This is a genomic window from Spongiactinospora gelatinilytica (assembly GCF_003236385.1).
Classification (GTDB): Bacteria; Actinomycetota; Actinomycetes; order Streptosporangiales; family Streptosporangiaceae; genus Spongiactinospora; species Spongiactinospora gelatinilytica.
The window spans coordinates 1-11,270 of record NZ_POUA01000261.1 but is presented as its reverse complement, the minus strand read 5'-3'; the positions used below and the strand labels follow the sequence as shown (position 1 = coordinate 11,270).

9 protein-coding genes are annotated in these 11,270 nt (G+C 70.4%); 6 read left to right on the top strand and 3 right to left on the bottom strand.

All coding sequences use genetic code 11. The annotated features are described in order from the left end of the window. Positions 1-163 precede the first annotated feature (163 nt). The 3 genes from C1I98_RS26995 to C1I98_RS26985 all read left to right on the top strand — a co-directional run bounded on the left by C1I98_RS26995 (position 164) and on the right by C1I98_RS26985 (position 6,384). On the top strand, positions 164-1,009 hold the full coding sequence (locus C1I98_RS26995) for an N-acetylmuramoyl-L-alanine amidase (RefSeq protein WP_233508221.1): 846 nt from the start codon (positions 164-166) through the stop codon (positions 1,007-1,009). A 54-nt stretch (positions 1,010-1,063) separates the two neighbouring features. Further along, complete coding sequence (locus C1I98_RS26990; protein WP_111170229.1) at positions 1,064-2,686, top strand: beta-N-acetylhexosaminidase; 1,623 nt, start codon at positions 1,064-1,066, stop codon at positions 2,684-2,686. A 182-nt stretch (positions 2,687-2,868) separates the two neighbouring features. Beyond that, a complete protein-coding gene (locus tag C1I98_RS26985) occupies positions 2,869-6,384 on the top strand; it encodes a S8 family serine peptidase (RefSeq protein WP_233508219.1) in 3,516 nt (1,171 codons plus the stop codon). A gap of 5 nt (positions 6,385-6,389) precedes the next feature. On the opposite strand, the gene C1I98_RS26980 is transcribed toward C1I98_RS26985, so the two are convergent. Beyond that, positions 6,390-7,469 carry a quinone-dependent dihydroorotate dehydrogenase gene (locus C1I98_RS26980; RefSeq protein ID WP_111170228.1) on the bottom strand — a complete coding sequence of 360 codons (1,080 nt, stop codon included), beginning with the start codon at positions 7,467-7,469 and terminating at the stop codon, positions 6,390-6,392. A gap of 76 nt (positions 7,470-7,545) precedes the next feature. Beyond that, a complete protein-coding gene (locus C1I98_RS26975; RefSeq protein WP_111170227.1) occupies positions 7,546-8,010 on the bottom strand; it encodes an ATP-binding protein in 465 nt (154 codons plus the stop codon). Positions 8,011-8,237: 227 nt separating this feature from the next. On the opposite strand from C1I98_RS26975, the gene C1I98_RS26970 reads away from it, so the two are divergent. The 3 genes from C1I98_RS26970 to C1I98_RS43175 all read left to right on the top strand — a co-directional run bounded on the left by C1I98_RS26970 (position 8,238) and on the right by C1I98_RS43175 (position 10,276). Further along, a complete protein-coding gene (locus C1I98_RS26970; RefSeq protein ID WP_111170226.1) occupies positions 8,238-9,137 on the top strand; it encodes a Sco1979 family transcriptional regulator in 900 nt (299 codons plus the stop codon). A 185-nt stretch (positions 9,138-9,322) separates the two neighbouring features. Beyond that, complete coding sequence (locus C1I98_RS26965) at positions 9,323-9,556, top strand: DUF397 domain-containing protein (protein ID WP_111170225.1); 234 nt, start codon at positions 9,323-9,325, stop codon at positions 9,554-9,556. A gap of 495 nt (positions 9,557-10,051) precedes the next feature. Beyond that, on the top strand, positions 10,052-10,276 hold the full coding sequence (locus C1I98_RS43175; protein ID WP_199537244.1) for a DUF2268 domain-containing putative Zn-dependent protease: 225 nt from the start codon (positions 10,052-10,054) through the stop codon (positions 10,274-10,276). Here the strand turns inward: C1I98_RS43175 and C1I98_RS26955 are convergent. Next, a partial coding sequence (locus C1I98_RS26955; protein ID WP_233508218.1) for a right-handed parallel beta-helix repeat-containing protein occupies positions 10,273-11,270 on the bottom strand: 998 nt, incomplete at its 5' end. The two genes, C1I98_RS43175 and C1I98_RS26955, sit on opposite strands and share 4 nt — an antisense overlap.

Genomic DNA, 11,270 nt, shown 5'->3' with positions numbered 1-11,270 from the left:
GATGTGGAACGCCCGGGGCGGCCCGGTCATGGGCGGGGAGCGCGTAAGTTGGGGTGCCGGCCGGGTTCCACCGCGAGGCGGACCGGAAAGGTGCTTTGCTGGGAACGTGTGGAAAGTCCCGTCAAGCGCTCAACGGGCTGAACGGCTCACAGAGGGGGAGATCGTGACAAGTCGAGCAGCCGGCGGCGCGGCGCTCGCCGCCCTGTGCGGCCTGGCCGTGGCGGCCTGCGGGTCGGGCGAGACCACCCTGCGCTTCAGCCCCTCATCGGCCGACGCCCGGCAGGCCCCGCCCGCCACGACCCAGCCGGAAGAACCCAAGGGCGAGCCCGCCCCGGGCGCGTCCGCCGACGAGCCGCTGCGCGGCAAGGTCGTGGTGATCGACCCCGGTCACAACGGCGGCAACGCCAAGCACCCCGAGGTCATCAACCGCCAGGTTGACGTGCTCACCAAGCGCAAGCCGTGCGACACCACCGGCACCTCCACCAACGACGGCTACAGCGAGGCCGCCTTCACCTGGGACGTCTCCCAGCGGGTGGCCAAGATCCTCAAGGCGCGCGGCGCCACGGTCAAGCTGACCAGGAAGAACAACACCGGCGTCGGGCCCTGCATCACCGAGCGGGCCGCCGCGGGCAACAAGGCCAAGGCCGACGCCGCCATCTCGATCCACGCCGACGGCGCGGGGGCCGCCGGCCACGGGTTCCACGTCATCATGCCGAAGAAGATCGGCGGGCCGGTCGATCCGGTGGTGGGCGACTCGCGCAAGCTCGGCATCACGGTCAGGGACGCCTTCCGGGCGGGCACCGGCCTGCCGTACAGCACCTACATCGGCAGCAAGGCCCTCGACTTCCGCAACGACCTGGGCGGGCTCAACCTGTCCACGGTGCCGAAGATCTTCCTGGAGTGCGGCAACATGCGCAATTCCGGGGAGGCGGCCAAGTTCCGGTCGCCTGCGTTCCGGCAGAAGATCGCCGAGTCGATCGCCACCGGCATGCAGCGCTACCTGACCTGATCCACCGGTTTTCGGACCTACCGTTTTCCGGTGCCTTTGGCATGATCTGAAGGCATGACTGATCTGTTGCCGCGGCCTCGGCACGCGGAACACGTAGGTGGATCGTTCGATTTGCGGGCCGGTGTGGCGGTGTCGGGGGCCGGCGCGCTGGTGGACGGGGTCCGGACGGCGCTCGCCGTACTCGACCTCCGGGTGACCGACGGCGGCGGTGACATCCGGGTGGAACACCGGCCTGAGCTGGAGCCCGAGGAGTACACGCTCGACGTGGGGGCTGCGGGCGTACGGATCGGGGCGGCCAAACGTTCCGGGGCGTTCTACGCGGCGCAGACGCTCCGGCAGCTCCTGCCTGCGGACGCGTACCGGTCAGTGCCGCCCGCGGGCGTCTGGACCGTGCCCGGCGTCCGCATCGAGGACGCCCCCCGGCACTCCTGGCGGGGCCTGCACCTGGACGTCGCCCGGCACTTCCTGCCCAAGCGCGAGGTGCTGCGCCAGCTCGACATCATGGCCCTGCACAAGCTGAACACCCTCCACCTGCACCTGGTGGACGACCAGGGCTGGCGGATCGAGAGCCGGGCCTACCCGCGGCTGCACGAGATCGGTTCGCACCGGCCGCGCACCATATCCAGTTCCTACGGCGAGGAACCGGCCTACGACGAGGTCCCGCACGGCGGCCACTACACGCTGGCCGACCTCGCCGAGATCGCCGCCTACGCCCGCGCGCGGGCGATCACCGTCGTGCCGGAGATCGACGTGCCGGGGCACGCGAGCGCGCTGCTGGCGGCCTATCCGGAGTACGGCCCGCAGCCGGACCGGACGCACGCGGTGCTCGACCGGTGGGGCGTCTCCCCTGCGATCCTGTCCCCGCTGCCCCCGACCGTGGACTTCCTTTCGGTGGTGCTCGGCGAGGTCGGCGAGGCGCTGGGCGCGGCCCCGTTCATCCACATCGGCGGCGACGAGTGCGTGCTGGACGACTGGGCGGCGTCCGCCGAGATCACCGGGTATCAGCGTTCGCTGGGGCTGGCCACGCTCGGTGACCTGCACGCGTGGTTCCTGCGCAGGCTGGCGGACATCCTGGCCGAACGCGGCACGCGGGCCGTCGTGTGGGACGAGGCGTTCGGCAACGGCGAACTCCGCCAGGACACGGTCGTGATGCCGTGGCGGGGAGCGGCCATCGCCCGCGAGGCCGCGGCGGCCGGGCACGACGTGGTGATGGCACCGGTCTTCCCGCTGTACTTCGACTACGGAGAGTCGGGGTCCCCGGAAGAGCCGCTGGCCATCGGCGAGGCGATCACCTTGCGGAACGTGGCGGCCTTCGAGGTGGCCCCGGCGTCGTGGACGGCGGAGGAGCGCGCCCGCGTGCTCGGCGCCCAGGCCCAGCTGTGGAGCGAACGCATCCCGGACGCCCGCACCCTCGACTACCGCGCCTGGCCGCGCGGCTCGGTCCTGGCCGAGATCAACTGGTCCGGCACGCCGTCCGACCTGGCGGGCCTTCCCGGTCACCTGCGCCGACTGGACGCCCTCGGCGTGGAGTACCGCCCGCCCGCCGGACCGCGCCCGTGGCAGCAGGGCGGCATCGGCCGGCGCCGGAGCCGCCCCGGAGTGATCGATGTCCGCGCCATCATGGAACGCCTGGAGACAATGACTCGTAACTCCGAAACCTACAGCGCCAGCACCTGAGCGCCGCATGGACAAATGCCGCACCCCTCCTCAGAGGGGTGCGGCATTTGTCCTGACCTGATGGCGTTTCAGGACTTTCGCGCTTTTGTTGAACCGGCCCCCTTGCGTTGCCGACCCGATCTCTTCACCCTTCTCGGCAGAGGCGTAAAGATCACCTCTCCCCATTGCGAGAAGGAGAACGCGTGCCGAACACCCCCTACCGGCGTGCGGTCCTGACCAGGATCGCCGTCGTCTTGTGCCTTCTGCTCCCGAGCGGCCTGTTGTCCACCGGAATGGCACAGGCAGCCGCACCCGACCCGAGCAAAATAGCCAAAACCGTTCAGGCCCAACTCGACACGACCGGCAAGGCGACTTATTGGGTCCGCCTGAAAGGCGAGGCCGATCTCGGCGCGGCCCGGCGGGCCGAAACCAAGGACGACAAGGCCGCACAGGTCTACCGGGCCAAGACCAAGCAAGCCACCTCCTCCCAGGCGAATCTGCGCGAACTACTGGAGTCCCGGCACGCCGACTTCAGCGCGTACTGGATCGTCAACGAGGTACGCGTGACCGCCGGCAGCGAGTTGACGGCCGAGATCGCCAAGCTGCCCGAGGTGGAGAGCATCACCCCGGACACCACCGTCACACTGCCCAAGCCGGTCCCCGGCCAGGCCGCGGCGAAGGTCAACGCAGTCGAGTGGAACGTTGACCGGATCAACGCCCCGCGCGTGTGGGGCGAGCGCGACGACCGCGGCGAAGGCGTCGTGGTGGCCAGCATCGACTCCGGCGCCGACTTCGATCACCCGGACCTGGCCGCCTCCTACCGCGGCGGGAACGCCGACGGCACGGTGAGTCACGCCTACAACTGGTACGACGCCACGGGCACCTGCCCGAGCGCCGCGCCGTGTGACGAGTACGGCCACGGCACTCACGTCCACGGCACCATGACCGGCGCGAACGGCATCGGCGTCGCGCCGGGCGCCCGCTGGATCGCCGTCAAGAGCTGCCTGAACGGCAGGTGCGGCAGGGAGGCGCTGCTCGCCGCTGCCCAGTGGATGGTCGCCCCGACCGACCTGAACGGCCGCAACCCGCGTACCGACCTGGCCCCGGACATCGTGAACAGCTCCTGGGGCGGACGCGGGCTGGACGACTGGTACAAGGAGAGCGTCGACGCCTGGATCGCGGCCGGGATCTTCCCGGTGTTCTCCAACGGCAACAGCGGCCCGGCCTGCCGGACCAGTGACTCCCCCGCCCAGTACGTGCAGAGCTACAGCGTGGGCGGGTTCGACGTGAACAACGCGCTGTACAACAGGTCGAGCAAGGGCGAGGGCGAGAACGGCGAGATCAAGCCGAACATCGCCGCCCCGGCCGTGGACGTGCGCTCCTCCGTCCCGGGCGGCGGCTACGAGATCCACTCCGGCACCTCGATGGCCGCGCCGCACGTGGCGGCCACGGTGGCGCTGATCTGGTCGGCCGCGCCGTCGCTGCAGGGCAAGGTCGCCGCCACCCGGCAGGTGCTCGACGGCAGCGCGGTGGACGTGGACGACACCAGTTGCGGCGGCACCGCGACCGACAACAACGTCTGGGGCGAGGGCCGGCTGGACGCGTACGCCGCCGTACAGGCCGCGCCGCGCGACCCGCTCGGCGACCTGCGCGGCACCGCGACCTCGGACGGCTCGCCGATCTCCGGCGCGGTGGTCAGCGTGCGCGGCCCGGTCGAGCGCGACCTCACCACCGGCCCGGACGGCACGTTCGCCGTGCCGCGCCTGCTGGCCGGCGACTACCGGGTCAGCGTGACGAGGTTCGGCTACGACACGACCACCGCGAACGTCACGATCGCCGCCGGGCAGAGCGCCGCCGCGGACATCGTGCTACCGCGCACGCCCACGGCCGTGGTGTCGGGAACGATCACCACGACCGGCGCCCCCGAGCCCGGCGCCACGGTCGAGGCCGTGGACACTCCGGTCCGCGCGGTGACCGACGCCGCCGGCCGGTACCGCATGACGCTGCCGCACGGCGACCACACCCTGCGGGTCGTCCCGGCCTCGCGCTGCTCGGCCGGCGCGAGCGCGCCGGTCACCGTGGCCGGGGAGGCGACCAGGGACATCGACCTGCCGCTGCGCAGCGACACCTTCGGCTACACCTGCTCCGACGGCCCGCACGAGTTCGTGGCCGGCACCGACAAGCTGGACCTTTGGGGCGACGACGACGCCAGATGGGTCGATCTGCCCTTCCCGGTCCCGTACTACGGCAAGGGCACCAAGATGGCGTGGGTCAACACGAACGGGTACATCGGCCTCGACACCGACTACGAGATCAACAGCGGCAACAGCGGTCTCCCGACCGAGTTCATCCCGGACAACACCGTCTATCCGTTCTGGGACGACATCGTGGTGGACGACGCGGGCGCGATCTACACGGGGGTGACCGGCGTCGCCCCGCATCGCCGGTACGTGGTCGAATGGCGCAACGTGACCTTCCAGGGCCGGCGCGACCACCGCGTCACGTTCTCGGCGCTGCTCGGTGAGGACGGCTCGATCGGCTTCCGCTACAAGGACATCGACAGCGCGGACGAGCGGGGCGCCAGTGCCACCATCGGCATCGAGAACGCCACGAGCACCGACGCGCTGATGTACTCCTTCAACGAGCCGGCCGTCTCCAGCGGGCGGGGCATCGAGATCACCCCGAGCGGACACGGCCTGGTCGGCGGCGTGGTCACCGACGCCAACGACGGCAAGCCGCTGGCCGGGGCCACCGTCGCCATCGGGGACGTGACCACGCTCACCACCGGTGAGGACGGCGCGTTCTTCGGCCAGGTGCTCTCCGGGGACCACCAGGTGAAGGTGTCCATGGAGCACTACGGCACGGTCGAGAAGCCGATCACGATCACCCCCGGCGAGCCGACCAGGTTCGACACCAAGCTGATCACGGGCAGCGTCAGCGCCTCGACCACGGAGCTGACCGCGGTTATGCACACCGACTCCACCAGGTCCAAGACGCTCCGGCTCACGAACCTGGGAGCGCCGGTCGCGTACACCGCGACCGGGGACCGGAGCTGGTTCGACGTGAGCCCGAAGGCGGGCGAGCTGGCCGCGGGGCAGGCGGCGGATGTCAAGGTCACCTTCGACAGCACCGGCAAGGAGCCCGGCACGTACTGGCTGGGCAAGCTGCGGGTGAAGTCCGCCAGTGGCCGGCAGCCGGTGATCGACATCAAGGTCACGCTCGTGGTGACGAAGTTGCAGATCGCCGTGGACGCGGGCGGCTCGGGGCCGGTGACCGACGCCGGAGGCGACGCGTGGACTCCCGATCGGCGGTACACCGAGGGCTCGTACGGTTACATCGCCGCACGGAACCGGACAGAGGCCACGTCCAGGACCATCAAGGGCACCGAGGACCAGGCCCTGTACCGCACGGCCAGGGAGTCGATGCTGGAGTACCGCTTCGACGACATCCCGGACGGCGTCTACACCGTCGAGCTGGACTTCGCCGACCTGCGCTCCACCAGGCCGGGCGCGCGGGTCTTCGACGTGCTGGTGGAGGGCGCGCTCGCCATCCCGGCGCTGGACCTGGCGCTGGAGTCGGGCACGTACACGGCGTCGGCCCGGCAGTACACGGTCCGGGTCGATGACGGTCAGCTCAACGTGCGCTTCGCCACCCGGCAGGGCACCACGATCGTCAACGCGATCCGTGTCTCCGAAAGGTCCGACCGGGCCGACGGGTAACCGGGTCAGGCGGCGGTGCGGCCGATGACGTCCTGGACGGACTTCGCGCCGTGCCGCCGCAGCCGCATGGCGAGCCGCCGGTGGATGCGGGCGGCCCAGAACGGGCCGCCGTAGATCCAGCCCGTGTACCCCTGTACCAGGGACGCGCCGGCCAGCAGGCGTTCCCACACGTCGTCCACGTCCTCCACGCCGCCGACCGACACCAGCGTGATCCGGTCGCCGACGCGGGCGCGCAGCCTGCGCAGCACCCGCAGCGAGCGGTCCTTGAGCGGGCGGCCGGACAGGCCCCCGGTCTCGGCCCCGGGCGGGACGTGGACGCCGGGCGGGCGCTCGATCGTGGTGTTGGTCGCGATGATGCCGTCCAGCTCCAGTTCCACCGCGAGGTCGGCGATGGCGTCGATGTCGTCGTCGGCCAGGTCGGGGGCGATCTTCACCAGCAGCGGCGTGCGCCGGGTGGTGGCCGCGGCCACCTGCTTGACCTCGGTGAGCAGCGGGCGGAGCTTGCCGGCCGTCTGGAGGTCGCGCAGGCCGGGCGTGTTGGGCGAGCTGACGTTGACCACCAGGTAGTCGGCGAGCGGGGCCAGCTCCTTGGCGCAGGTCACGTAGTCGGCGACGGCCTCGGACTCCGGCACCACCTTGGTCTTGCCGATGTTGACGCCGACCACGACGGGCAGGCCGCGCGGGCGGCGCAGCCGGGCCGCCGCCGCGTGCGCGCCCGCGTTGTTGAAGCCCATCCGGTTGACGATGGCCCGGTCGCGGACCAGCCGGAACAGCCGCGGCCTGGCGTTGCCGGGCTGGGCGTGCGCGGTGATGGTACCGACCTCGACGAAGCCGAACCCGAGCGCGGCCAGGGCCGGGACGCAGCCCGCGTCCTTGTCGAACCCGGCGGCCAGGCCGAGCGGCCCGGGGAAGTGGACGCCGAACGCCTTGATCCGCAGGGCGGGGTCACGGGGGGCCATCGAGCGGTGGATCAGCCCTTTGAGCAGGGGCAGCAACGCGAGCACGCGGAACGCCCTGACGGTGAGATGGTGCACGGCCTCGGCGTCGAACCGCGCCAGGACCTGCGTGAACAGGAGTCGGTACATCAGGGCTCAGCGTACCGCCGCGATCAGCGCGCGCTCCTCCGGGGACACGGCCGGACGCGGCCCGGCTCAGCCCGGCTCAGCCCGAGGTGTCGAGCACCGCCCAGACGGTCTTGCCGTGGTCGTTGAGCCGGAACCAGCCCCAGCAGACGCTGAGCGCCTGCACCAGGTGCAGGCCGCGGCCGGTCTCGGCGAAGCAGTCCTGTTCGGTGAGGATGGGGGCGGCCACGCTGGAGTCGGAGACCGCGCAGGCCACCTGCCGGTCGCTGCGCACCAGTCGCAGCCCGACCAGCCCGCCCGCGTGCCGCATCGCGTTGGTGACCAGCTCGGAGACGATGAGCTGGGCGTCGTAGGAGCACTCGGGTGAGGCCCAGTCGCCGAGCACCGAGACGGCGAACTCGCGGGCGACCGCCGGCGAGGCGGGCGTGCAGACGTCGAGGCCGGGGAACCGCGGTTGGCCGTCGTTCACCAGAGCGGTGAGCAGCCAGGCCGGGGGCGGGGGTTCCCCCGTGGCGGCCCGCTGCCGTGCTACAGGTGTCGTCATGGAAACGTCCCCAGGGCGATCGAAGGTGCGCGCGGTCCGGGCAAGTCGTTCAAAGGACATCTTTGCCCGGCGGTGAATCTCGTGCAAGTACATCGGAACGGTGCTGATGCAAGTTCTTCCGAACGTTACCTTTGCATGTGCGTATGCACGTGCAGAAGCACTGTACGTTAGTCGGGGAACGTGCGACACTACTTGATTGTTCAACTTGATCGACAGGGAGCACGGCGTTGATCGCAGAACCGGCCGACAGCGGATCGTTACTCTCGCCCGGCTCGGGAGGGCCGACGATCCTGCGTATCCTGCTCGGCACCCAACTCCGGCGGCTGCGCACCGCCAAGGACATCACCCGCGAGGCCGCCGGCCACGCCATCAGGGGCTCGCACGCGAAGATCAGCCGGCTGGAGCTGGGCCGGGTCAGCTTCAAGGAACGCGACGTCGCCGACCTCCTCACCCTGTACGGCGTGACCGACCCCGACGAACGCGCCCCGCTGCTCGCCCTCGCCCGCCAGGCCAACTCCCCGGGCTGGTGGCACAAGTACACGGACCTGCTCCCCGGCTGGTTCGAGGTGTACGTCGGCCTCGAGGAGGCCGCCTGCACGATCCGCTCCTATGAGATCCAGTTCGTCCCCGGGCTGCTCCAGACCCGCGACTACGCCCGTTCGGTGATCCTGCTGGCCAACTCCGCGGCCCCGGGCGACGAGCTGGACCGCCGGATCGACCTGCGGATGCGCCGCCAGCAGCGGCTGACCGGCCCGGACGCCCCCGTGCTGTGGGTGGTGATGGACGAGGCCGTGCTGCGCCGCCCGCTGGGCGGCCGGGAGATCATGCGCGCCCAGGTCGAGCACCTGCTGCACGCCATCGAGCTGCCCAACGTGACCCTCCAGATCGTGCCGTTCGAGCGGGGCGGGCACGCGGCGGCGGGCGGGCCGTTCACCCTGCTGCGGTTCCGGGAGCGCGAACTCCCCGACGTCGTCTACATGGAACAGCTCGACAGCGCCCTTTACCTGGACAAGCTGGAGGAGACCGAGCGGTACATGGAGGTGATGGACAGCCTGTGCGTCCAGGCCGACTGCGCCGCCGACAGCAAGCGGTTCTTGAGCAGGCTGCGTAACGAACTGTCCGACTGACGTCTGCCCCCAGTTACCCGGGTCGCCGCCCGCCGTCTCCCTGAACAGCGGGAAGTACCTTGCGCTACCGCCATAAATGTCGCGGGTCCATGCACATGCCCGGGTATTTTGGCGTATCTTGCGACATGCAATCGCAGATGCACGTGCATTGGTACGCACTTGCACAGCAGCTCGGGGAGACAAGGATGAACTCGATCCACAACGGTGTACCCGCCGACAGCCTCACCGTCGCCTGGCGCAAGAGCCGGCACAGCAACCCCAACGGCAACTGCGTCGAGGTGGCCCCGCTGGCGGACGGGGGCGTCGCCGTGCGGAACTCCCGGCACCCGGGGGGTCCGGCTCTCGTCTACACCAACGCCGAGATCAGGGCCTTCATTCTGGGCGCCAAGGACGGCGAGTTCGACGACATGATCAACTGACCGACGCCACAACAACGCCACGACCTCGGTCACATCCGGCCGCCGGGGATCGGCCGGACCCGCCACGCCGCCTACGCGGCCGGGCGGCCCCGGCGGTGCCCAGGCCCCCCGCGATGCGCAAGCCCGTGCGGTGTCCAAGCCCCGAGGCGTGCAAGCCCCCCTGCGCCCCCCGTAAAACTGCCTTGAGCCTCCCCTTACGGGAGGCTTTACCGTACCCCGCATGGAACTGGTCGTACACGACACGATCTCCACCATGGTGGAGATCATCACCCTGCCCCGAAAGCGGCGGGCCGACGCGCTGCGCGCGATGCTCGCGCCGATGGCCGGCTCGATGCCGCCCGGCGACCCCGTGGACGTCCACCACAAGGGCGGCGGATTCAGAATCGACACCGACGACCCCCGGTACGCGGCGGCCCTGGAACGGCCGGCCGCCGAGGGGGCGAGGAGCTGGAGGGGGCCTACGCCAAGACGGTCGCCGACATCGAACGCCCGGGGATGGGCACCGCCCTCGGGTACGTCCTGGGCGACCCGGCCATGGTCCGCTTCGGGTATGAGCCGGTGGGCGTCCCGAGCATGTCCGGCTATGCCGTCGGACTGCGCATCGTGGACGCCCACCTGGCCGCCACCGGGCTGACCGTGGCGGAGAGCACCGTACTGCCCGGTCTCGCGATCGCCGCCAACACGGGCATCGCGCTCTCCGCCACCGATCCTTCCCGCTAGTCCTGGCCCTTGCCCTGCGGGCCGTCGCACCGGAGCGGGCCGACGGTCGAGGTGATGCGGTAATTCTTGTCGATGGTCACCAGCGTGTTGTCCGACCAGTCGACGGTACGGCAGTCGCTCTCCGTCGGGCCGTACACCCACGACTTGTTCACCAGCCGGTTGCCGCGCACCACGGCCTCCCCGGCCACGTTGCGGACCTGGATGCTGTAGGTGCCGCCCATGACCAGGTTGTCGGTGACCACGACGTCCCGCTGGTAGTCGTCCACCAGGAAGATCGGGGCGGTGGCGTCCTTGGCGAACCGCTGGTCGATCGTGTTGTGGTGGAAGATCAGGCCGGTGCCGGTCTTGTACGCCTGGATCCCGTCGGAGTGGTCGCCCGGGTTGGAGCACAGCTTGATGTAGGAGTCCCGGATCTCGATGTCGTTGCCCGAGGCCCGGAAGCCGTCGCTGTGGTTGCGCACATGGACCCTGGTGGCCTTGTACTTGTCCCAGCCGACTCCCGGATGGGTCTCACAGCCGGACTCCGCGCCGACGGTCGAGTCGCTGATCTCGAAGGAGTACGTCTTGGGGCCGTCGTTGTTGATCACGCTGCCGTCGATCTGGCTGTTGACGATCTTCACGTTGTCCGCGTGGAGCACCAGGTGGCCCGGTACGTAGACGCCGTCGAGCACGGTGCCCGCCTTGGTGACGCGGTAGGCGTCGCCGTCGAGGTTCAGCGGGAGTTCCTGGAGCCGGGTGCCCTCCGGCACGCCGACGCAGCCGGGCGCGGGGTAGGCGCAGTCACCGCTGGGCGGGTCGGAGTCGGTGGGAGTCGGCGTCGGGGTCTTCGTCGGCTCCTTGGTCGGCTCCTTGGTCGGCTCCTTGGTCGGCTCGTCCGTGGGAGTCGGGGTCCGGGTCTCGGTGGGTTCCCTGGTGGGTTCCTTCGTCGGTTCGTCCGTGGGGGTCTGTGTGGGGGTCTCGGTGGGTTCGCTCACCGTGGGCGACGGCTCGGGCG